This is a genomic window from Elusimicrobiaceae bacterium, assembly GCA_028700325.1.
GTDB lineage: Bacteria > Elusimicrobiota > Elusimicrobia > Elusimicrobiales > Elusimicrobiaceae > JAQVSV01.
This window is the reverse complement of the sequence record JAQVSV010000029.1, coordinates 1-23,004: the sequence shown is the minus strand read 5'-3', so window position 1 is coordinate 23,004 and position 23,004 is coordinate 1. Positions and strand designations below refer to the sequence as shown.

Genomic DNA, 23,004 nt, shown 5'->3' with positions numbered 1-23,004 from the left:
GGGATGATGACCAAGATACACAGTGCCCATCGCGCCTGCGCCGAGTTTTTTGACAATCTGGCAGCCGGCAAAATCCAGCCCTACAATGGGATCTTTTTCAGCTTCAGCATTAGGCATGTTCATAAGTGGTTCGCAAACATCTTATCATTGATTATATAAAAAACATGGCGAAAGCGCGTAACTATTTGCCCGCCGGCATCAGACCGGTCAAAGCAGCGGAAGATCTATCACCTGCAGATCCCGTGCGGCAAAAATCCGGCCGCCGGCCAATTCTTCCGCCTGTTCCGCCGACCGGCCGCAAAGATGCGACAGGCAGACACAGGCCGTATCGGACAGCGAAACGGCTTCCGCCGGAGTCATATGCGGGCTGCCGGGCGGACAGCCGGCGCAGCCTGCATCAGCGATAACAAGCTCCGCCCTGGCGCAGAAATTCCTGAGTTCGGCGCTAAACATGGCGTCGCCGGTGTAACACACCGTTTCCCCCTCATGCGGACCGCGGATTTTATAGGCCAGCGATTGCGCGCCATGCTCCACTTTCATACAGCCGACGCGGCACGCGCCCGCCACAAACTCCCGGCCCGGTTCCAGTTCAATAACTTCCTCGGCATAGCCTGACACGTCGAAATATCCGGGCGAAACGGCCCGTATCCTAGCAACCAGCGCGGACAGCCCCGCAGGGCCGGCTATAGTCAAACGGCCGTTTAACGGCTTTGCATTATAACGGTAGGCGAACAGAAGCGCGGGCAAATCGCCCCAATGATCCGGGTGAAAATGGGAAAGGAACACATGGCTTATCCGGCTCAGTTCAATGCCGGCCCGCGCCAGCTGTCTTACGTTGCCGAATCCGAGATCAAATACCAGCACACCCGCTCCGGCGTCCACGGCATAGCCGGCCGGATTACGGACGGCTTCGCCGGTCACGTCGGGATAGAAACCGCCCGAGCCGAGTATAATCACTTTCATAAAAAAAGTCTAGCAATATTGGCTTGAAACCGGAAGTCTCCGGGTTTTTATGCGGTTGCGCATATGTTGACATTTGCGCGCCGATATGTATATAATATATCAGGCTTTAAATGGAATTGTTTCAAGGAGAATCTATGCTGTCAGGCGGATTTAAAGTACTTGAGGAGATTGGCGTTCTTCCTGCCACGGAAGGTTCCGAAATAAGATTTTCAATTGATGAATACCGGGGCCATAAGTATGCGTCCATCCGGAAATACCTGAAACGGGATTCCTATAACGGGCCCACCCGTTCCGGCATAACGATGAGCAGGGAAATAGTCGTCGGCGTGCTCAGCGCGCTCGACGCCTTGCCTAAGGAACCCCAGGCTCTGGAGGAAAAAGAACTCGGCAAATTCGCGAAACGTCCGGGCCTGTCCGTGGTGGCGCGCATTACCATTTACCGTGATTCCACCGGCATAGACCTGCGCGAATGGCAGGATGACATTTCCTATAAAGGCTGGACAAAACGCGGCATTCGCCTGCCGTATGAAAACATCGAGCAGATAACCTCGTTTCTGCGGAAAATGCAGGAAAAAATATCTTGAACCCCTGCCTCTCTGTAGTGAAAGTCCCCCCGGCATAAGCCGGGGGGAGTTTTTTGGTCCAGACTTCGTTTGTCCTGCTTGAGCAGGGTTACACACTTCATCCCTCTGCTTGAGCTATGCCATGCCGGCAATCATTATGTCGTGCCAGCCAGCGCCGGGTTTTGGTGAGCGGAATTTATAAAAAAACCGCCCTTGCCGGGCGGTTCTTTTTATACAACGCAATAACCTCGTGATTCCATCAAACCGCGCACGCCAAGCGGAACACGGACGCAAAAAATCAGTCCTGACCGGGAACGTGATAATCCTCAACCCGTACGAACGTGCCGCAGTATCTGGTTCTGGACAACTGCCTTGAAATCGCGGCCTCGTTCTTTTTCCTCCACGATTTGTCCCGTGAAATGCGCTTTTGATACAGCCGTTTGAGCCTGCCCATTTTTTCCATGCCCTGAATATACATGTCGTTGTACTGGCGGTAAATCTGGCGCGGCTCAAGGGACGCAAAAGCGGAAGCGTTCTTGTCTGCGTCGGCGGTAGTAATTTCGCCGCGCCGCACAAGATCGCGGTCGCGTTTGAGCATAAGCTGGTTTAAAGTGCCTCCGTCCAGCGCCTCTTTCGTCTGCCGGAGCCATTTTTCATATGCGTCCACACTTTTGTAAGGCCGGTTATATTCGGGATGCAGCGCGAGGCAATCGCCTCTGACTTTATCCGTCAGCCCGTCAGCGCCCTCGACCATGAAGGAACAGAATTCGTCGAGCAGCTTCTGTCCGGGCAGGGAATCTTCGCCTTCGCGTTCCTTAAGGCCCACTTCAATGGCGAGTTCCATTTCGCCCAAAGCCGCTATCTGTTCGGTCTCCACGATAATCTCGTCAAGTCCGAGCGTATCGCAAATCCGGTAAACCTCAATCGCGCGCGCCAGCGCCAGCATCACGAGATAATCGTTTTCCTTAATATCGCGCGGCAGGAAAATCTGTTTGATGACAGGGTCATACTTCGGCCACGGCCCTGCGAGCTGCGCGTATGTTACGGGAACCGGATGGTCCCACAGATAATCCGCCAGCTCATGTCCGCCTTTTGTCTGGCCCATTATTTCCAGCGCCCGCTCCAGCGACGGAATGAAGTTAACCCCGTTATCGGGTTTCTTTCCGGATGAGGCGCACGCCGCGAAAACAGCCATAAAGCCGCACAGTACCAGCGGAAATATTTTATTTTTTTTCAAGAGCATAAGAATCACGTTCCCGCAATATAATCTAATTGCAATATTACAAAATATTAACCGGCGTGCGAATGTGGCTGTTCGCAAAAAATGCTAAATTTGAAAACATGAAAAGGATTCTTGTGGTCAATCTCAATTTCGCGATAGACAAAACCGCCGTGATAGATTCTTTGGAGCGGGGCCGGGTCTACCGTATGAAAAACGTGAAAACCATGCCCGGCGGAAAAGGCGTCAATGTGGCACGCGCCCTGCAGACGCTTGGCGCGCCGGCGGCGCTCATGGGCTTTGTGGCCGGACATAACGGCAGGTGGATAACGGAAGTGCTGACAAAAGATGGATTCAATTCCATCTGCGTGCCTTTTTCGCCGGGCGAAAGCCGGGTCTGCTATTCAATAGCGGACACAAACGGCGTTTCCACGGATTTCAACGAAGAAGGCTCGCCCGTGCCGCGGCAGGCACGCGATCTTTTTGTGCGCCGCTACACCGCCGCGCTCGGCAATTGTGATCTCGCGGCCTTCTGCGGCCGGCTGATGCCCGGCCTGCCGGTATCGTTTTTCAATCAGCTTATCGCCATAGCCAGAACAAAAAACATAGCGTGCGCGGCAGACACCAGCGGCGCGCCGCTGCGCGCCATTGTGAAGGCCGGGCCCGACCTCATCAGGATTAACCGCGAAGAATTCGAATTCATGGCGCGGCGCCCGTTCACTGCTGAAAATCTGGGCGTGCTATACGCGCAAGCCAGCAAAAATGGCACCCGCCATATCATGGTGACCGACGGCCCGGGCCCGACACTGGCTGTTTCAGACGGCCAGTTATGGAAATTCTGCCCGCCGCCCGTCACCGTTGTAACGCCGGTCGGCGCCGGCGATTCGTGCATGGCGGGCCTGCTGTACTCGTTCGCCGCCGGGAAAACCCGGCGCAAATGCGCGGAATTCGCGCTCGGCGCGGCCGCAAGCGACTGCCTGAGCCTGGGCGCGGGCATTATTGACGCAAAACAATGCCAAAGCCTTGCGCGCAAGGTAAAATCAGTTAAGCTGGGTATTATCGAAATCAGGAATGGACAGGTACGGAGCGCAAATGAAAAAAATGCTTTTGCTGGGCGATGAAGCGGTCGGTCAGGCGGCCGCCGACGCTGGTTTGGGAGGCGCGTTCGGATACCCGGGCACGCCGTCAACGGAAATTTTCGAATATCTTGAAAAACACGCGTCGGAATACGGCTACAGCGCCATATGGTCCGGCAACGAAAAAGTGGCGTTCGAGGAAGCGCTCGGCATGTCCTATGTAGGCAAACGCGCGATCGTGACGATGAAACATGTGGGGCTTAACGTCGCGGCGGATCCATTCGTCTGTTCCGGCGTGATCGGGGCGCACGGCGGGCTGATAGCCGCCGTGGCCGATGATCCCGGCATGCATTCCTCTCAGGATGAGCAGGACAGCCGCTACTACGCCTCTTTCGCAAAGGTGCCCTGTTACGAACCCGCGACACAGCAGCAGGCATACGATATGACCCGCGAAGCGTTCAAGCTCAGCGAAGATTTCGAGACGCCCGTTTTAATGCGGCTCGTCACCCGCATCGCGCACAGCCGCGCGGTGGTGGCCTGCCAGCCCCCCGATGAAAATAACGGGCTCGGCATAGCCGACGATCCCGACAAATGGGTTATTCTGCCTGCGCACGCGCGCCGGCTCTACCCCGCCGCGCTCAACCGCTACAGACGGCTGGGCGAATACGCGGAAAACTGCCGCTGGAACAAAATCCAGCCCGCGGCGAACCCGGCCGACAAAACCAAAGGCATAATCGTCTGCGGCACCGGACACAATTATATTATGGAAGCCTTTGAGATCCTCGGCATCGCCGTAGACGTGCTGCGGCTGGGATTTCATCCGATCCCGCCGAAACTGCTCGCGAAATTCCTTGAAGGCAAGAGCGAAGTCATGCTGTTCGAGGACGGCTATCCGTTCGTTGAGGAACGCATCAACGGCCTTGCGGGCGCAGGGCCCGCCGTGCGCGGACGACTGGACGGCTTTATCGGCGAAACAGGCGAGCTCGACCCCGACCGCGCCATAGACTGCGTCGCCCGGTTCTTAAACGCGGCGAAGCCGCAGACAAAACAGGTTTCCGTGACTATCCCGGCTCGTCCGCCGAAACTGTGCCCCGGCTGTCCTCATATTGATACGTTCACGGCACTCAATGACGCGCTTGAAACGCGCCAGCCGGCGCGGGTTTTTTCCGATATCGGCTGCTACACTCTCGGCGCGCTGCCCCCTCTTAACGCCATAAACTCCTGCGTGGAGATGGGCGCTAGCGTCGGCATGGCCAAGGGCGCGGCGCAGGGCGGGCTGAAGTACCCGGTGGCCGTGCTCGGTGACGGCACCTTTGAACATTCGGGGCTTACCTCGCTGCTTGGCGCGGCACGCGAAAACACGCCGATGACACTGATCATTCTCGACAACGGCACCACCGCCATGACCGGCGCGCAGGACAGCCTTGCCAACGGCGCGAAACTTCATTCCGTAGTGGCCGGGCTGGGCGTTGATCCGGCGCATTTGAAAAAGATCAGTCCGCTTCCCGCAAAACGCGGGGAGAACGCCGCGCTGATCGGCGCAGAGCTGGATTATGCCGGCCTGTCCGTTATCATCGCCGAGCGGGAATGCATCCAGATCATCGGGAAACGGAGAACAGCATGAAAAAAGACATTATTCTGGCCGGAGTGGGCGGGCAGGGCACCATAGCGGTGGCGGTCATGATAGCGGACGCGGCTATAGAACAGGGCCTCAATTTCCGCCAGTCCGAAGTGCACGGCATGAGCCAGCGCGGCGGCGCGGTGGAAACGCAGGTCCGCCTGTCGGACAAAGCTATCCATTGCGACCTTATCGCCACAGGCCGGGCCGACCTGCTGATAAGCCTGGAGCCGCTTGAGGCTTTGCGGAAAATGAACTACCTGTCGGAAACAGGAACCGTGGTGACCGCGCTTGCTCCGGTAAAAAACATCCCGGACTATCCCGCCATGGACACTGTTTTGGACCAGCTGCGCCGCGCAGGCAGAACCGTTTACACCATAGACGCGGAAGCCGTGGCCAAAGACGCCGGCAGCACGCGCGCCCAGAACGTGGCGGTATTGGGCGCGGCGGCGGACTTCATCGGGCTCAAGCCCGCCGCAATCCGCAAAGGCATAGAAAAAGTGTTCGCCGCCAAAGGCGCGGCGGTCGTGGAAATGAATCTGCGCGCGTTTGACATGGGCCGGGAACACGCGGCCAAACTGGAGGCATGATGAAAGCGGTATCGGCAATTTTTGACAAAGCGTTCGGCGAAGGACGCCGCTCGCTTTCCGAAGCGGAAGTGTATGCGGTATTTAACGCGCTGCGGCTCGGCACGCCGAAACAGGCGGTGCTGCCGATGTCGGACACCGGCGACAGTTTCATAGCCGGACTGCCGGGTGAAAAAGCGGTCATAAAAATCTCCTCCGCCAAAACCCTGCATAAAACGGAATCGGGCGGCGTGAGAATCTGCGCTAAAACCGACGCTGTTGCCGTAATGGCGGAAATGAAAGCGAAGTTCCCTGACGCGGAAGGCATAATGATTTCCGAATATGTCGAGCACGCCGTTTTCGCGCTGGGGCAGGAACTGATGCTCGGCGCGCGGATGGACTCCGGTTTCGGCCCGATTCTCACGCTCGGAGTCGGCGGAACCGACGCGGAAGGCCTGACAAAAATGCTGAAACCCGGCACTTCGCCGGCGATCGCGTCGGCCTACGCGCTGAACACGCCCGATGAAACACAGGCCTTTGTCAAATCGGCCTGGATCTGGAAATACGCCGCCGGCGAAGTGCGCGGCGGCAAACGCCTCGCCGATGACAAGGCCATAGCGGAGTGGATCACCGCGTTCGCCGCGCTCATGCGCCGGTTCGACGGCAATCACGGCGACTGGATCATTGACGAGGTGGAAGTCAATCCGCTTGCGGTTTCCGGCGGGCGGCTCGTCGCGCTCGACGGCGTTTTGCGGTTCAAGCCGGCCGGCGAAGCGGAACCCGCGCGCAACGTGCCGACCGAAAAAGGAGTCTGGTCCCTGCTTAAACCCGGGACCGTGGCGGTTGCGGGCGTAAGCGAAAGCAAGATGAATATGGCCCGCATAATTCTGAATAACGTATTCGGCGCGGGCTTTCCGAAAGAACACCTGTATATTCTCAAAGACTATAACGGCGAGATTGACGGTGTCAAATGCTATCGCTCCTGCGCGGATTTTCCCGAACAGATTGACATGCTTGTGGTCGCCGTGCCGGGCGCGGCGGTGCCGAAACTGCTGGAGGAGGCGGGCGCATCGGGCAAGATCAACGGGCTGGTGCTTATCAGCGGCGGCATGGGCGAGAAAGAAGGCACGGAACGCGTCAAGGACGAAGTGCTTGAAATGATCGCCAAAGCGCGGCAGATAAATCCCGATTTCGCGCTCAGCGGGGGCAATTCGCTGGGGATCGTGTCGAACCCGTCGAAAGTGAACACGCTGTTCATCCCGAAAGAAAAAATGACGCCGCCGCTGGGTTCCACGCCCGGCCACGCAAAAACCGCGTTCATAAGCCAGAGCGGCGCTTTTGTCATTACGGTAACCAGCAAATACCCGGAGTTCCGGCCCGAGTACTGCGTTACCGTAGGCAACCAGATGGACGTCACCGTGCCAGATTACGCGCGCGCCGCCGCGCAGGATCCGGAGATAAAAGCGATCCTTCTTTATATGGAAGGGCTCAAACCCGGCGACGGGCTGCGGCTTGCTGAAACCGTGGCCGGAGCTGTTAAAGACGGCAAGAAAGTGGCGGTCTACAAAGCGGGCAGAACCCCCACCGGCCAGAAAGCCGTCATGGGCCACACCGCCTCGATCGCGGGCAGTTTCACGGTGGCAAAATACCTGCTGGAGCAGGCGGGCGCGTTTGTAGCCGACACACTTGAGGAATTTGAAGACTACGCGCAGATGTGCGCCGGTTACGCCGCGCACGGGCGCGGCACGGGCCGGCTGTTTATTTTAAGCAACGCCGGGTTTGAATCCGCCGCGATGGCTGACAACATAAAACCGGGCAGTTATCTCAAACCGGTCTATCCGTCGGACGGGTTGAAAGCCAAACTTGCGGAGCTGCTGCGGGCGGGAAAGATTGACGGCATTGTTGATGTGAATAATCCGATGGACGTTACGCCCATGGGCCCTGATTTCGTGCTTTCCGGCATCGCCGAAGCGGTGCTCGCTTCCGGCGAGTACGACGCCATGATTATCTCGCCGGTACCGCTGACGGTTGTGATGAAAAGCATCCCGTCCGAAGGATTCGGCTCGAAAGACGGATTGCCGGCCAAACTGGGCGAACTGGCGCGCAGGTACAAAACGCCCGTGGCATTCTGCGCCGCGGCGGGCGATCTGTACGGACCGTACCGGCAGGCGATGGCAAAGGAAGGGCTGGCGGTATTCACTTCGGCGGACCGGTGCCTGCGCGCTTTCAGCGCCTTCTTCACGCAAAAATGAAGACACCTCCGGTTTGCCGGGCTGGTTCTTTCGCCTTAAGAAACCGTTTGCCACCCGCGCGCGGTTGAGTTGTTTTCACTCCGCCGCAGGGCCGGCCGGTCAGCCGCAGGGCAGGAAACGGATCGCCGCAAATCGCCGGATATTAAAAAAAACGCGCCGTGAAAACGGCGCGTTTTTGTTTTCAGGAACCGAACCGGGAAATCATGCTTCGACCCGGCGGCGCAGCGCGCGGGCGATCCGCATCAGAAACACTTCCTTCTGAACCGGCTTCTGGATAAAATCCTCCGCGCCCAGCGAAAACGCCTTGCTTTCCGATTCCTGCCGGTTATGCGAAGTCAGAAAAATCAGCGGCACCCTGATGCCTTTATCCTGTATGATGGACGCAAAAGCCAGCCCGTTAAGCGTAGGCATTTCGATATCGGCTATGATAAGGTCGAAATTTTCCTTGGCGATATGGAAAAGCGCGTCCGCCCCGTCGGTGGAAGCGGTGACGGCGTAGCCGTTATTCTGCAAAATACGGCCGATTAAAAGCCGCATGTCCGGGTCGTCGTCCACAAACAGCACCGACGGTTTGCGCGCCTCGGAATTTCCTCCGCCGCCCGGCTCGACATACTTGCGGGCCGGCGCGAAAGTCATCTGGTCCTGCCCCACTATCGTGACAGGCGCGGCGAACTCCGGCACTTTTATCGGACTGGCGAGCGGCCCCGGCAAGACAACCGGAGTAGCCGCCACGGGCGCCTGTGCGGCAGGCGGTACCGCGGAAGGCGGCGCAAAGGGCGTGTCCGCAGCCGGAACAGCCTGCGCGCCTGCGGCATTGCCGTCAGCCTCCTGCTGCCGCTGCACAGGCAGCGGGTCGGACTGGGGAGCTCCGGCCTTTTCGGGCGCCGGTTTTTCATCCGACTGCGGCGCGGCCGGAGCATCCTGCCTGCGGGCGGGAACGCCGCCCTTGTTCGAAAGCACCTTCTGAATCACCACCCCCGGATCGGGCGCGGCCAGCCCCTCTTCCGGCGGTGAATAGCCCTCGTAGTCAAGCTGTTCCGGTTCCAGCGAAGCCAGTCCCTCGACGGGCGAAACCGCCGGCTGGTAAATAATTTCTTCAACCAGAATCTTGTCGTAAACCTGCTGGAACGAACATTCGAAATTCTGCAGTTTTTCGATAGCGCTTTCGCCTATCAGCTGGTACTTGCGCTGCTGGCCGATTATCCGGCGCAGTTCGCTTATTGTAACGCCATTGCGGATCATCTCCGTGATATCGGGGTCGAATTTGATTATCTCGAACACGCCCATCCGGCCCAGATACCCCGTATTATTGCAGCGGTAACAGCCCACCGGATGAGCCGACTCGGTGATTTCCTTGTCGCTGAAAAGTTTCAAAAACGATATCTGCTCCGAACTCATCGGTTTGAGCTTGCGGCAATGCGGGCACAGCCGCTTGAGCAGCCGCTGCGCCACAATGCCTATAATGGTGACGGACAGCACGTCCCGTTCAATACCCAGCCGTTCCAGCCGGAAAATCGCGCTCGTGGCGTTGGGCGTATGAATGGTGGAAATTGCCAGATGCGCCGTGCTGGCGAAATCAATGGCGATTTTAGCCGACGCCTTGTCGCGGATTTCGCCGATAAACAGAATGTCGGGATCCTGCCGGACGGAAGATTTCAGCAAAGCCTCAAACGTAACGCCGGCCTTTTCATTGACCTGATGCTGTTTGGCGTTGGGAATGCGGTATTCGATCGGGTCTTCTACGGAAATAAGGCTGCGGGACTGCGTGTCCATATTGGCCAGCAAACTGAAAATAGTGGTGGTTTTACCTGATCCGGTGGGACCGACCATCATGATCAGTCCGCTGTTGCGGCGGGCCAGTTCCATCAGATCCTGCTCCTGCCGCAGATTCATTCCGCGCTCGATAAGACTGACCGCTTTCGCGCCCGGCTCGACAACGCGCACGACCAGGCTTTCGCCGAACAGCGTTGACGTGGTGGCCAGACGCAGTATATATTCCCGGTGCTCTACAATGATTTTGAACGACCCGTCCTGCGGACGCCGGCGGTCGCTGATATCCATGCCGGACAAAGCCTTGAACCGCGACACCACCATCGCGCCCGTCATGGGTTTCAATTTAAAAAAATCATGCAGATCGCCATCCACGCGGAAACGCACCGTGACGGAGGTTTCCTTCGGCTCTATATGAATATCGCTGGCGCGCTCCTTGACTGCGGACTCCAGAATCCGGTCCGAAATATAGAGCACGGGCTTTTTTTCAATATCTTCCGGGTTCCCCCCGGTCACGATATGTGAAGCGGCCTTCGCGCTTTCAATAGTGAGGTTCGAAGACACTTCGCCCGAATCAAGGTTTAACAGCGAGCGGATGTTTTCCGGCTCCGTCACCAAAATCCGGCTCAGGCTGGAGATATTGGAGCGCAGCAGTTCCGTCAGCTCGGTGTTGAACGGATTGCTGATGGCGGCGGACACCAGTTCCTCGTCGTCGTCATCTTTCACGCCTTCGCTTATGATCAGCACCGAGTTGCTGCGGCAGAACGAAATGGGCAGCATGCCCAGCTTGATATCGTCAGGGTTGATGATCGGGATATATTCGTAGCCGGTGTAATCCGCCATGGCGCGCGAAATGGCGCGCTCGTCGTTATGCGTGATAAGGGAAATCGAATAGACCTCGTCCCACCGCAGAGGCAGGATCTGCCCGGCCTGCGAGTCAGTCACGCCGAACCGGTCTATCAGAAAATCTTTGAAAGAAACAAAGTCGGTGGCCAGCCGCTTGGTAGCGTCCTGCCGTTTCTGGTCAACCGAGCTTTTCGCTATTTTCTGCCATTCTTCAGCCTTCTTGATATGGTAGCTGACGGCTTCCAGCAGTTTCTTTTTTGTAATCGGCTTTGGCAGATAGCCGACCCCGCCCACGGTAAAAGCGCGGGCGCGGTCCTCCTCGCCGGAAAGCGCGCTTATGAACACCACCGGGATATCGGCCAGGCCGCTGTTTTTCTGGATATCGGCGCAAACGTTGTAGCCGTTGGTGCCGGGCATCATGATGTCAAGCAGAATCAGGTCCGGCACGACGGCCCTTACTTTTTCCAGCGCCCCTTCCGGCCCGGACATCGTTATTACGCGATAGTTTTCCTTGCCAAGAAACAGCCGGACGAGTTCCAGTATATCCTGGTCGTCATCAATGATCAAAATGGTTTTTTGCGCTGTTTCCGTCATGACTTGCGTGTTAAGAAGCTATTTCCACATTCAGCAGATAATTTTCCAGCTCCGCGATCTTGGCCAGCACCGCCGCCTCGCTGTTGTCCCTGGCCGCGGTTTCCAGTTCCGCGCCAAGCAGGGTGAGTCCGTCAAACCCGTAACCCGCGCCGGATCCCTTGATGCTGTGCCCGATAGAACGTATATGCGGAAAATCCTTGGCGGCAAACGCTTTTTTCAGTTCCACGACATCGGTCCTGCGGTTTCTGAGATACCCCGGAATGAGATCTATCAGATCCGGATCCGGTTTGACGATTATTTTCTCGGCCATAAAAACTCCGCTTATTTAGTTCCTTATATTTTAACAAACCGCCGGGGCGGCGCGGCGTGACTACAGTCACGCCTTTTTCAGCCGGCGGGCAACAGACTCCGAACAAAGTTCGCGCAGCGCGTCGCGCGCGATCCAGTTGCCGGCCCGTGATTGCAGCCGCAGCATGGCGCGGGCGGCCTCAATGGCGTGCGCATTAAGCGCGGCGTTGCGCTTTCCGATCTGCCGCAGCGCCCAGTTAACCGCTTTTTTCACCATATTGCGCTCATCGCCGCAGTAACGGCATATCACAGACAGGCACCTGACAAACTCAGCATCAGCGGCGGCCTTGTCATGCACGGCAAGAACCGCCATGAGCGAAAAACCCGCCCGCCGCACGAACTCGCGCTCGTCCTCTGCCCACTGCGCGGTTTTTGCCCGGGCGAAGGGGGTGTGGCGCACAAGGTTGAGGCAAGTCTGGTCGCACACGTCCCATGAATGGAAATCCGCGCACCACGCATCCGCCTCCAGCCCGGAAAATTCGCCGGGCACATGCACCAGTCCGGCGAGTATCCTCATTTCATGCACTCCGCTCGCCCATAATTGCCGCGCCAGCGCGGCATTGCGCCCCGTGCGGCGCGCCAGCGCGCGTATTTCCGGCATCGAAACACCCAACGCGTTTTTTGCTGTAATGCCGTAACGCGCCATGCCCGCCAGCCGTTTTGAATCGGCGCGGGCAAGCAGTTCTTTTTCAACTTCGGAGAAGGAAAGCGTCATCAGCCTGCCGTGTCAAAGCGCATTGTTTAATAATATCAAGAATATCAAGTCAGTACAATGGAAACCGCAGACGAAAAAGCCAATTTAGCTAAATTGACAGGATAAGTCCGCGGATACCGTCCCAGATAATCTGCACGCCGATTGCCAGCAGAATGAATGCGGACACTTTTGAAATGGTCTGGGCTCCGGTTTTCCCCAGCCGCCGGATGAACCTGTCGGCATAGCGGTAGAATATGAAAACCGACACCGCGGCCAGCCCTATCCCCCCCGCGGCAGCGGCGGCGGTCGCCCAGGTTTTGACGGCCAGCAGCGAACCGGTCGGAACCAGCGTCAGCGTAACAGCGATTGAACCAGGCCCGGCTGTTACCGGCAGCGTCAGCGGAAAAAAAGCGTGCGAAGTCATCTGCGCTTTCAGCTCGGATTGTTCCGAAACCGAAAGTTTCGGCGTGTCATTGAGCATCCGCCAGGCGGTGTTAAACAGAAGCAATCCCCCCGCGATCCGGATAACCGGGATTGAAATGCCGAACAGCTTGAGCAGCCAGCCGCCCACGAGCAACACGGTCAGCAGCATCAGAAAGGTGTATTTTCCAATAAGCCCGGCCAGCCGGTGCCGCTGTGAATCGCTGACCGCGGAAGTCATTTCCAGAAAAATCGGCGCCATCGCGGGCGGGTTTAGGATCGGGAACAGCGCGAAAAACGCGAAGAACATCGTGTTGAAAAAACCATGCATTATGATTCCTCCGGCAGTCAGCTGGCAGAGCAACTGCGTTGCAATCGGCTGAAAAAACCATGAAGCATGGTTCTTCCGGCAACAGCCTGAAGCAATTATATAATTTCGGCGGCCACAGCGGAACTTATAGGCCTTTGTACCCTTGCGCTATCCGCGAACTTCTGATAACCTTGAAACAGCGCACGGGAGAGTTATGGCCAATACCCTGTTGAAACTGCTGTTCCTGTCATTATTGCTCCTGCAGCCGTTTTATCCGGCTGCGGCGCCCGCCGCCTATGCGGCCGGGCAAACAAAATCTGAAGTCAAAGCGACGCTGTCCGCGCTTGTCGCCCGTGTGCGCGATGAAGCGGCGCAAAACACCGTTCCCGTGGTTGTATTCGACTTGGACGACACAACTTTCGACAGCCGCTACAAACGCCTGCTTATTATCGGAGATTTCATACGCCAGCCCGAAACAGCCGCCGCTTATCCTGTTGAAACAGCGAAAATCACTCCCGCGCTGGGCAATGTCCGCGTTATAAAAGCGAGCATGCGCGAAACGATGGCCGCACTTGGCGTCAGCAACACCGCGTTCATCGCCGCAGTCAGCAAATTCAGCAACGCCCGCATCATGACAAACGAATATCTGGCCCGTGAAACAGCGGTCGCCGGCGCGCCGGCGTATTGCAACGCGCTTTACAAGTCGGGCGCGCGGATTGTGTATATCACCGCCCGCCGCGGCATGCACCGGCCCGGCACGGAAAGCGCGCTGCGTTCCAACAAACTGCCGTTCGACACTCCGGGCGTGGCAATCTATTTCAATGAACGCGATGAAAATGTCATCGCATATAAAAAGCGCGTGCTCAGCGAAACCAGCCAGTCCGGCAAGGTGATCGGCGGGTTTGAAAACGAGCCGGATAACATAAACCTTTTCAGCGAAATGTTTCCGCAGGGTTATATGTTTTTCCTCAACACGCGCAAATCATCAAATACGCCGCTTAAGCCCGGCATTACGGTAATAAACAATTTTCTGAACTGAAGAAATTTTTTCTCAAGCCGGGAAAAATCCGTTCCTCAAACTGTTTGTGCGTCCTGTTGCTCGTCACGTCGCGCCAGTTCCGGCGCGAAAGCGGGCAGGCATACGGCAATGTACTCGGCGCCGTCAGCGCCGGGTGTGCTGTAGCGAACCCATTCGCCCTTTCTGGCGATAACCGCCTGACCGGCAGCCGCCTCGATAACTCCCGCCTTGTGAGCGACACGCAACAGGCCACGCAAAACCACGGTATATTCGTCAAATTCAGGGGTCTGTCCCTCCTCTTCCCAGCCGCCGGGGCTGACCATCCGCGCTATGCTGACAGCTTCCGCTCCGCCCTTAACACGCCCGACATATTCCCGTATTACTTTAGGTTTTGAGCCGTGCGCGGCCAGCTCCGCGGGTTTTTCTATCAATTCCGGCATACACGCTCCTTTTATTGCTGATGCTTGAAAAATCCTATTGTGTCCGGCGTCAGCCGCCTTATCACAGGCACTACCTCGGCAGTGTCGCAGCGCAGCGCAAGCTCCACATCGCGCCAATACGCGTGCGGATAGGCGATTCCGCTTTTCCTGCGGGTTTCGATATCCCGGGTTATTTCCGGCAGACAGGATGCCAGGGAAAACGCCTCTGCGCGCAGCAGCCGGCACAGCATTTGCGCGCAGGCGGCATCTTCCACGGCAGGAAGGCCTGCCTTGTAATAGCCGCACATAACAAGTTCCACACTCCCGAACCGGCGGGCAAGCAAATACCTCGCCGCCGCACCGGCATTTACAAAAGCGGCGGCTATCGCCGTCTTAAACCCCGGATTCGCGAATACGGCGGCAGTAAAATTCCCGGTGCTGTGGATGAATCTGCCCTGCGGCTCTTTGAGCGCCAGTATCGCGGAAGGCGAATTATCCAGTCCGCCGGCCATAATTTCCGACACAAGAATATAGCCCTTCTTCCGGTACTGCGAGATGCGGGCCGCATCTTGCGCGCCTACCACCTCACCAGCGCCATATCGCAACAGATAACACAAAGTGGTGGCCGCGCGGAAAACATCAATAAACACGGTTGCTTCGCTTTGGGCGGACGGCTGTTCAAACGCAGATCTGACGGATATTTTCATAGGATTATTATAGCTTAACCGAATTTCAAAACACTTGAATAACCCTGTAAAAAGGTCTCCTTTTCAGGAGGCCTTTTCATTGCCTGAACGAAAGAATTTAATGATGCGGGCCGTGAGGACCAGGGTGCGGACCGGGATTCGGGCCGTGCGGGCCGTCGTGAGGATGATGTTCTTCATGCGAAGGCTCGGGCTTTGCGGGAAACCCGAACAGCACGTTCATGCTTACAAACCAGCGTTTGACCTTGTCGGCCCTGGAAAGTTTGCTGTCAACGAGAGCGTTCCCTACGGCCAGTTGCACCGAAGTGGCTTTGTCGGTCGGTTTGGCCTGTTTGTACATCGAGTTTAAATCGGCGATAGTGAAACCGGACATCGCGGCTCCCGCCGCCAGCTGCGCCGAAAAGGACTTGTCAGTAGGCACCGCGTCAGCGTACATGGTGTTAAGCCTTTCGATCGGCATGCCGGAAATCACCGACCCTACCGCCAGCTGCACCGAATAGGAAATTTCCGTGGGCCGGGCTTTTGCGTAAGCGTAGTTTATTTCCCGCGCCGATTTGCGGGCTATCGCCGCGCCTATCGCCAGCTGAGCCGAAAACTTCCGGTCCTTGGGTTTCACATCCTGATAAAGCGCGTTGAACTCATCCATCGAAATGCCCGCTATGGCGGCGCCGGCTGCCATCGCGGCTGACAGGTCTATCGCCTCGGGCCTCGCGGACGAATACAGCCTGTTAACCTCTCCCATCGGCAACCCGGAAATCGCGGCTCCCATCGCCATCAGCGCGGAGGAGAGCATATCGTTAGGTTTCGCCGCCACATACAAGGAGTTCAGCTCGCCGATTTCCCTGCCGGAAAGCGCGGCTCCCGCGGCCAGCAGGACCGAAGCCATTTTATTGTCCGGCCTGGCGCACAGATACATGGTATTAAGTTCTTCTATGGATTTGCCAGATATGGCCGCCGCTACGGCAAGCTGTGCGGAAAGAACCTTTTCCGTCGGTTTTGCGGCCACATACATCCGGTTCACGACTTCGATCGCGCGCGACTGGGCGCGGCCTTTGGTGTCGAGCCGCCGGGGTTGTTTTTCCGGCAAAGCGCCGGGAACGATCGTCAGTTTTCTGGCGGAAGAGACCGCGGCTTCGCTCTTTCCCGCCGGAACGGCGATTTTAACATTCTTTTCGCCATAAGCGGACAGCAGATTCGCCCGCGCGGAATTTTTCTGCGCTGACTGGGCAAACCCGGCAGGCATAACTCCGATTCCCAAAAATACGGCCAGCATCTTTTTATAATCCATATATCTCCTCGCTCATTAGTATCGGTCAACCCGCGCCCGAAGCATTAGTATAGTATAATAAGATATAAAATCGCCCGCCTGGGCCAAAAGGCCATGTATGAAACAAAAAGACTTCGCTTCATACCCACGGCAAAACGGTCAGCCCAGCTGCCCCAGCAGGTACAGGTTACCCGCCTCGTCGGCCGCCCACTGCCGGTAACTGAAAACTTTTATCGCATTCCGGGCGGGTTTCTCCAACAGGCCGCTCCCGCCAGGCTCAAGATAGCCGGACTTTATTTCATCCGTAGCGGTGGCCGCGCCGACCGACGACCAGCTGAATTTCATCAGGCAATTCTTCAAAGCGGCTTTCGTGGCGACTGCGTTCCCGCAGTTCAGCTTCATCCGTTCCCAGCCGCCCGAGCCGCAGTCCGCGCAAGGTTCGGGCCCGGGTTGCGGCGCCTGCTCGAAAGCGACAAGCTCCGCGCCCGATTCCTCCGACCCCGGTTTCAGCGTGAATTTATATCTGACGCCAGGCCTTAACCCGTCGGGATTGTTTACGAAAACAACAGTTTCCCGTTCGGAGAGCGTATGGTTTTCCAGCGTTATGTCATTTTGCGAAATAACGACATTATCCCGCATGCAAGGCTTGCACGAGGCGTTGGGCGGACAAGGCGGACATTTGTAAATCTTCGCTGCAAACCCCTCGGCAATGACAAGATCCGACCGGCACTGGCGCGCGGCGATTTCGCTTGCGGAGCAAACCTGCGGCTCCGCGCCATATGTTTTATTTGCCGGCCCGGTCTGAGCAAAACCCCGCCCGCCTGCCACGATGAAAAAAGCGGCCGCCAAAACACCGGCCGCCCCTTTCATTCGCTCTGGAAACAGTTTATTGACCGCAAGACAGCCGGTCAGCGCCGGTATCAGCATTTCAAGCGCATCGGAATAAAGGTACAGCCGTTTCGCTCCATCGGAAAAAATTTCAACCGCGGCGCAATTAACAAGCAAAACCAGCGCGGACAGCGCCGAAAACCATATCAGCGCGGGATTTTTTATCCAAAAAACCGCCGCCGCAAAACACACGCAGAAAAGCGCCGTGAGCCAGTTGGCCCGGCGCAGCGCGCCTGAGCCGGCGGCAAACACGACCTTAATTCCGTACTCCGGGCCCAAAACCCCGACCACACGCCGGGAAAACGCGTTTAGCTTCAGATAACACCGCGCGGCCTCGTCGCCTGGCATACAGGCTTCGCGCTGATACAGCGCGGCCATGGTGCCCCAGCAGATGTCGTTAAATGCGGCGCGCTGCGCTATGGCGGGGTTGGCGGCCGGATAGTCCGCGGCAAGGAGTTTTTTCCGGCCAAGCGTCTGCCGGATTGAAAGCGCAACCGCCCTGTCCTGCACGGGCAGCAACTGCAACGCCGTCTTGTCCGCGAAGTAAAGCAGTTTCGCCGCGATATGCTGGGGCGCGACGGACACTTTCGTAAATCTGCCGTTTTCAGCCAGCTGATAAAACCGTTCCGCCGCCGCACCTGTCAGAAACAACAAGGCGAACGCGCCGAACAGCGCCGCCGCCTTCAGCCGCGTTGCGGCCGCGCGCGCATAACGGAGCATGGCCGCCGCCACCGCCGGATAAAGAAACGCCAGCTGCGGACGGAGCAAAACAGCCGCCACCGCCAATGCGGCCGCTCCGATCAGGGATTTTTCTGAAACCGCGCTCCGGCTGCCCGCCGCCATCGCGAGCATGAAAACGCAGTACGCCAGCGCTTCAGGAAGAATGGCGTTCCCGATTCCGCCTTCAATGACAGAAGTCCTGAAAAGCGGCAGTATTAGCACCGCATACAGCCCCGCGAACTGGATATCGGACAACACAAACCGGCTTTTCAGCTCGGCGCAGACCGCGGCTGACACCAGCAACACCGCCGCGATCTGGAAAAACGAAACAAAAAACAGGTAACCGGCGCCGAATACTGCCCGAAACAGATCCAGCAGCAGAGGATAGCCCGGCGGCCGGTATATAAAATGGTTTATGTACTCGTAGCTGTCCGAGCGGATTTCATAACCTTTAAAACCCAGCCAGAACAGAATGGCGAGGTTGGCGGTGATGAAAATCCATTTTTTGAGCATATCACAAATTAGCATTTTCACAACCGGCTGAAAACCGCATGGCCGGTGTCCGCATTCCCGCACCCAGGCCTCATAAAACAGAAAAATTTCCGACTGCGGCCGGCAAGGACTGCCCGCTCCTCCCGCCGCGCAGGTTTTGCCGGCAGCGGCGTTTTTCATCCGCTCACGGAAACTCTCGCCGGCATTGAAACCGGAGCGGAAGCCGCCGGCGCGGGATCGGCTCAGCCCGGCAATCAGGCCCGGTGCCGCGTTTACCGATTTGCCGGATTCCGCGGTTTTTCAGCGCGCAGCAGGGGCGACAGGCAAACCGAACCGTCAAGCGCGCATGTTCCCGCCTGCAAAATTTGTATAATTCCCACAGTGATAAATACTATAAACGCTTACTCTCTGCGGCTTGTAAAACACCGTTACGGCATAACCTTCGCCGCCTATGTCGCCTCAGCCTTTGTCACCGGCATAGTATGCGTGGCGTTCATGCGCGCGTTCGCTTATGTAGACACACACCGGCTTGACTATGCCCATATCGGTCTGTGGTGCCTGATAGCGGCGCCGCTGCTGTTTTCTCTCGCCGTGGCCCTGATCACGCTGTTTGCGCCCGGCGCGGCGGGCTCCGGCATTCCGCAGGCCATTTATGTGGTGCGGCACGGGCACCAGCCGGGCGCCGCGTCTTTCATATCCGGGCTGACCTCTCCGCAGACAATGGCGGTGAAAGTCCTGTCAATTTTGATAGGCGTATGGGGAGGCGCGTCGGTAGGCCGGGAAGGCCCGACGGTGCAGATCGCGGTGTGCACGCTGTTTTTATGCATGTCGTTGCTGGCAAAAGTTCTGCCGATCTCGCCGAACCCGCGATCGCTGGCTCTGGCGGGCGGAGCCGCCGGTCTGGCCGCCGCCTTCAATACTCCGCTGGCCGGAGTGACATTTGCGCTGGAAGAACTGTCGAGCGGCTATTTCGAGAGCATCAAGGACTATGTGCTGATGGCGATCATTGTGGCCGCGCTCTCGGCAAAAGTGATGACCGGCGATTACATCTATTTCGGCAAACTGCCCGACCCGCCCAATATTCAGATGTCCGCGATCATCTTCATCAGCATCATAGCCGGCGTAGCGGGCAATTTCTTTTCAAAAGCCATTTTGAGCGGAGCGGATATTTACGCCAAATTCGCACAGAGCCGCTGGCGTTATCTTTTCCCGGCTTTATGCGCGCTGGCGGTAATTTCGCTCGCGCAGCTGGGCGGCCCATTCGTGCTGGGGCCGGGCAACGGCGCGGCGCAAAACTATCTCAGCCACAGCACCTCCAACACCCCGGCGGTATTCCCTCTGGCCAAATTCGCCGCGACCGTGCTTACCTACTGGTCCGGCGTGGCGGGCGGAATTTTCGCGCCTTCTCTTTCCATCGGCGCCAGCATCGGCGCGGAAATAGCCAGAGTTCTCCATTATCCCATCAGTTCCTGCGCGCTTGTCGGAATGTCCGCATTTCTGTCCGGCGCGATACTGGCGCCGATGACTTCATTTGTCATCATCTTCGAGCTGACAGGCCATCACAGCATGTTATTGCCCATCATGCTGGCTTCGCTGATAGCTTATATGGTTGTGCGCAGCCTTGGCGCGCGCAGTTTATACGCCGCGCTGGCGGACCGGTATCCCGAGCCTCCGAAATAAACACCGTTTCCATGCGCCGGATTACAAAGTTATTGCGGCTTTCGGGATTTTGAACGTATCCATAAGGATATCAGTCATAACCCTCAACGCGGGATTTGAGCGGGTGTGATGCGGGCAGGCGAACCAGATCGGCTCTTTAATCCCCACCGCGACGGAATGCAGGCTCGCCAGACGGCCCGCTTTAATATCCGCGGCCACGGTCATGACACTGAGCGCCGCCACTCCGTTTCCCTGCATGGCGAGCCGCCTGAGCAGATCAACATCGTCGCTGTCCGCCTCGACCCTTACGCTTATCCTGCGCCTGCTCAGATAATGATCCACCTGCTTGCGCACCGGGTTGCCGGTGGGACGCAGTAACATCACGGTTTTAGTCAAATCCGCGGGAAACTGCCGTATCAAACGCTTCACAATGCCATTGGCCACAAAACAGACCGGCAACTGCCCGACGAGCCGGCTCCTGTGGCCCTGCCCGAGCCGGGCGGAGCAATCCTCGTTCGTGATGATGAAATCCAGCTCCTGACGCTTGAGCTTCAACCCCAGCGTGTCCGTTTCTCCGCTAAAGATCGCGGTGCGGCAGGATTTGTCAATCCGCCGCACAAACCCCAGAACGCGCAGCAGCACTTCCCGCGAAAGGCTGGGCTGAACGCCCACGCGCAGGACAGTCGGAGCTTTGAACCCGTTGCGGATTATGAAAGCCAGTTCGTCGCCTTCCGAAAAAATCCGTTCGCACCGTTCGAAAACAATACGGCCCTCGAAGGTGAGTGAAACGCCTTTGCGGTTACGCTCCAGCAGGCTGGCGTTGCAGGCCCGCTCCAGCTGCCTGAGCTGGCCGCTCAGGGCGGGCTGCGACAGATAGAGCCGCTGCGTCGCGGCCGCTATGCTGCCGGCTCGCGCCACTGTCCAGAAATAGTAGAGATGGTGATAGTTTACAGGTATCATAATTTTTATGGATGTTGCTTATAATAATTATCGTCTTTTAAGATGATTGCTGCAAGTACTATCCTATAACAGGCGGCAACGCCGCAGGCACGGCGCCGGCGGGAGATGCGGGGCAATCCGAATGATGTTCCCGCTCCCGGCGCGTGTCCGCGCGCGGCATCGGAACGGCGTTCCGCCAATACGGAAACAAAATCGCAAGGAGCGAACAATGACAAGAAACCTCATACTAAACACCGCGTTATCAGCCGCGGTTTCACTGTTCTGCGCCGCATGCGCGAGTCAGAAGGCAAAACCCGCGTCTGCGCCGCAAGCCGTAAAATCGGCGGCAGACGCAGTCCCCGCGGCAGACATAAAGATCGCCTCCATGACCATCTCCGGCCCGGACGTTTCCGCGTTGCGTAATTACGTCGCGCATGACACGCCAGAACTCAAAACCGTGCAGTTCGGATTTGACAGCGACGCGCTCACCGCCGCCGCAATGGATACTCTGGCCGGAAACGCCAAATGGCTGAAAGAACATAAAGAAACAGCCGTTCAGGTCGCCGGCAACTGCGACCAGCGCGGCACAATAGAGTATAATATTGCGCTGGGGCAGCGTCGTGCCGAAGTCGTGAAAAAATACTATTATTATATGGGTATAGTGCCGGAACGCGTAATCACGATCAGCTACGGAAAGGAAAAACCGCTCTGCCGCAACACCAGTGAAACCTGCTGGATGAAGAACAGACGCGCGGAAACGCTGAAACTGCTGCCGCCGGCGCAGGCCGAATGACAGGCTCGGGAAAAGCCGGCCGGACCGGGATTTGACGGCCGGCACGCTCGTATGCCTGGCGGGTTTGCTCAAAAGGAGCTGAAATGCTCAACATTCATATTGCCGGAAACGCAATAAGAAGCTGGCTTGTCTTTCTGGGCCTGCTTGCCGCGGGCGCATTGGTTTTGCGTCTGCTGAAAAACACTTTGTTCTTTTACCTGAAACGCTGGGCGGACAGCACAAAAACCGAGCTGGACAATCTGGCTCTTGACGTGCTGGAAAATAACGGCTATCCCTATCTGTACTATCTGGTGCTTATGCTGGCGGCCGGTTGCCTGACGCTGCCCGCCGGCGTTCTGACGGCAATCCAGGCATTGGGCAAAATACTGCTCGCCTTCTTCATTATCACGGGAACGCTCAGAATACTGCGCCATGTTTTTGACGCGCGGTTTCTCAAAACCTCGGACGGCAAAATACGCAACAAGGAATTAGGCGGGCTGTTCAATATTGTCAATTTCATAGTCTGGTCCATTGGCCTGCTGCTGTTGCTGGACAATCTGGGCGTCAAGGTGTCGGCGCTGGTAACAGGGATGGGCATCGGCGGCGTCGCCGTAGCGCTGGCCGCGCAGGCCGTGCTTGGCGATCTGTTCGCCTATTTCGCGATACTGTTCGACAAACCGTTCGAAACCGACGATTTCATTGTAACCGGCGATTACATGGGCACCGTCGAGCATATCGGGATAAAAACAATCCGGATCCGGAGCCTGGGCGGCGAACAGATAATTTTTTCCAACAGCGATCTTATCCAGTCGCGTCCGCGCAACTATAAACGCATGTCCCGCCGGCGGGTGGTTTTTAAAACAGGCGTAACTTACAGCACCGCCAGG

20 protein-coding genes are annotated in these 23,004 nt (G+C 57.3%); 9 read left to right on the top strand and 11 right to left on the bottom strand.

Annotation, left to right across the window (positions count from 1 at the left end):
- Nucleotides 1–207 precede the first annotated feature (207 nt).
- Nucleotides 208–963 carry a ribonuclease Z gene (locus PHW69_05430; protein MDD4004629.1) on the bottom strand — a complete coding sequence of 252 codons (756 nt, stop codon included), beginning with the start codon at nt 961–963 and terminating at the stop codon, nt 208–210.
- Between the two features lie 134 nt (nt 964–1,097).
- Here PHW69_05430 and PHW69_05425 point away from each other — a divergent pair, with 134 nt between their 5' ends.
- Entirely contained in the window at nt 1,098–1,547 is a 450-nt protein-coding gene (locus PHW69_05425; GenBank protein MDD4004628.1) for a PC4/YdbC family ssDNA-binding protein, read from the top strand.
- A 277-nt stretch (nt 1,548–1,824) separates the two neighbouring features.
- Here the strand turns inward: PHW69_05425 and PHW69_05420 are convergent, their stop codons facing one another.
- Nucleotides 1,825–2,769, bottom strand: coding sequence for a hypothetical protein (locus tag PHW69_05420; GenBank protein ID MDD4004627.1), 945 nt, complete (start codon nt 2,767–2,769; stop codon nt 1,825–1,827).
- Between the two features lie 98 nt (nt 2,770–2,867).
- Between PHW69_05420 and PHW69_05415 the strand changes: the two genes are divergently transcribed.
- Genes PHW69_05415 through PHW69_05400 form a run of 4 tightly spaced genes read left to right on the top strand, consistent with a single transcriptional unit; the run spans nt 2,868 to nt 8,257 of the window.
- Nucleotides 2,868–3,866: a hexose kinase gene (locus tag PHW69_05415; protein MDD4004626.1), complete on the top strand. Its 999-nt coding sequence runs from the start codon at nt 2,868–2,870 to the stop codon at nt 3,864–3,866.
- Entirely contained in the window at nt 3,838–5,445 is a 1,608-nt protein-coding gene (locus PHW69_05410; GenBank protein MDD4004625.1) for a thiamine pyrophosphate-dependent enzyme, read from the top strand. The genes PHW69_05415 and PHW69_05410 overlap by 29 nt, the downstream gene beginning before the upstream one ends.
- Nucleotides 5,442–6,029, top strand: a complete 588-nt coding sequence (locus PHW69_05405) for an indolepyruvate oxidoreductase subunit beta (protein ID MDD4004624.1) — start codon at nt 5,442–5,444, stop codon at nt 6,027–6,029. The genes PHW69_05410 and PHW69_05405 overlap by 4 nt, the downstream gene beginning before the upstream one ends.
- The gene (locus tag PHW69_05400) at nt 6,026–8,257 is read left to right on the top strand and encodes an acetate--CoA ligase family protein (GenBank protein ID MDD4004623.1); all 2,232 of its coding nucleotides are present in this window, start codon (nt 6,026–6,028) and stop codon (nt 8,255–8,257) included. Before PHW69_05405 ends, PHW69_05400 begins: the two co-directional genes overlap by 4 nt.
- Nucleotides 8,258–8,458: 201 nt before the next feature.
- On the opposite strand, the gene PHW69_05395 is transcribed toward PHW69_05400, so the two are convergent.
- The 4 genes from PHW69_05395 to PHW69_05380 form a co-directional block, all read right to left on the bottom strand.
- Nucleotides 8,459–11,467, bottom strand: coding sequence for an ATPase, T2SS/T4P/T4SS family (locus PHW69_05395; GenBank protein ID MDD4004622.1), 3,009 nt, complete (start codon nt 11,465–11,467; stop codon nt 8,459–8,461).
- Nucleotides 11,468–11,477: 10 nt separating this feature from the next.
- Nucleotides 11,478–11,777 carry an Hpt domain-containing protein gene (locus PHW69_05390; GenBank protein ID MDD4004621.1) on the bottom strand — a complete coding sequence of 100 codons (300 nt, stop codon included), beginning with the start codon at nt 11,775–11,777 and terminating at the stop codon, nt 11,478–11,480.
- Nucleotides 11,778–11,843: 66 nt separating this feature from the next.
- Nucleotides 11,844–12,530 carry a DNA alkylation repair protein gene (locus PHW69_05385; protein ID MDD4004620.1) on the bottom strand — a complete coding sequence of 229 codons (687 nt, stop codon included), beginning with the start codon at nt 12,528–12,530 and terminating at the stop codon, nt 11,844–11,846.
- A gap of 88 nt (nt 12,531–12,618) precedes the next feature.
- Complete coding sequence (locus PHW69_05380; protein ID MDD4004619.1) at nt 12,619–13,260, bottom strand: MarC family protein; 642 nt, start codon at nt 13,258–13,260, stop codon at nt 12,619–12,621.
- Nucleotides 13,261–13,453: 193 nt separating this feature from the next.
- Between PHW69_05380 and PHW69_05375 the strand changes: the two genes are divergently transcribed.
- On the top strand, nt 13,454–14,278 hold the full coding sequence (locus PHW69_05375; protein ID MDD4004618.1) for a hypothetical protein: 825 nt from the start codon (nt 13,454–13,456) through the stop codon (nt 14,276–14,278).
- 35 nt (nt 14,279–14,313) lie between these two features.
- On the opposite strand, the gene PHW69_05370 is transcribed toward PHW69_05375, so the two are convergent.
- From PHW69_05370 to PHW69_05355, 4 genes are all read right to left on the bottom strand, one after another.
- Nucleotides 14,314–14,697 (bottom strand): hypothetical protein, encoded by a 384-nt coding sequence (locus PHW69_05370; GenBank protein MDD4004617.1) that lies wholly within the window; start codon nt 14,695–14,697, stop codon nt 14,314–14,316.
- An 11-nt stretch (nt 14,698–14,708) separates the two neighbouring features.
- Nucleotides 14,709–15,383, bottom strand: a complete 675-nt coding sequence (locus PHW69_05365; protein ID MDD4004616.1) for a 2-phosphosulfolactate phosphatase — start codon at nt 15,381–15,383, stop codon at nt 14,709–14,711.
- A 97-nt stretch (nt 15,384–15,480) separates the two neighbouring features.
- Complete coding sequence (locus PHW69_05360) at nt 15,481–16,668, bottom strand: hypothetical protein (GenBank protein ID MDD4004615.1); 1,188 nt, start codon at nt 16,666–16,668, stop codon at nt 15,481–15,483.
- Nucleotides 16,669–16,806: 138 nt separating this feature from the next.
- On the bottom strand, nt 16,807–18,783 hold the full coding sequence (locus tag PHW69_05355) for a hypothetical protein (GenBank protein MDD4004614.1): 1,977 nt from the start codon (nt 18,781–18,783) through the stop codon (nt 16,807–16,809).
- Nucleotides 18,784–19,128: 345 nt separating this feature from the next.
- Here PHW69_05355 and PHW69_05350 point away from each other — a divergent pair, with 345 nt between their 5' ends.
- Nucleotides 19,129–20,427, top strand: a complete 1,299-nt coding sequence (locus PHW69_05350) for a chloride channel protein (GenBank protein ID MDD4004613.1) — start codon at nt 19,129–19,131, stop codon at nt 20,425–20,427.
- A gap of 21 nt (nt 20,428–20,448) precedes the next feature.
- Here the strand turns inward: PHW69_05350 and PHW69_05345 are convergent, their stop codons facing one another.
- Nucleotides 20,449–21,366 (bottom strand): LysR family transcriptional regulator, encoded by a 918-nt coding sequence (locus tag PHW69_05345; protein MDD4004612.1) that lies wholly within the window; start codon nt 21,364–21,366, stop codon nt 20,449–20,451.
- 208 nt (nt 21,367–21,574) lie between these two features.
- Here PHW69_05345 and PHW69_05340 point away from each other — a divergent pair, with 208 nt between their 5' ends.
- Both PHW69_05340 and PHW69_05335 read left to right on the top strand, forming a co-directional pair.
- Nucleotides 21,575–22,138 carry an OmpA family protein gene (locus PHW69_05340; protein ID MDD4004611.1) on the top strand — a complete coding sequence of 188 codons (564 nt, stop codon included), beginning with the start codon at nt 21,575–21,577 and terminating at the stop codon, nt 22,136–22,138.
- A gap of 83 nt (nt 22,139–22,221) precedes the next feature.
- The coding region (locus PHW69_05335; GenBank protein MDD4004610.1) for a mechanosensitive ion channel at nt 22,222–23,004 on the top strand (783 nt) is incomplete at its 3' end.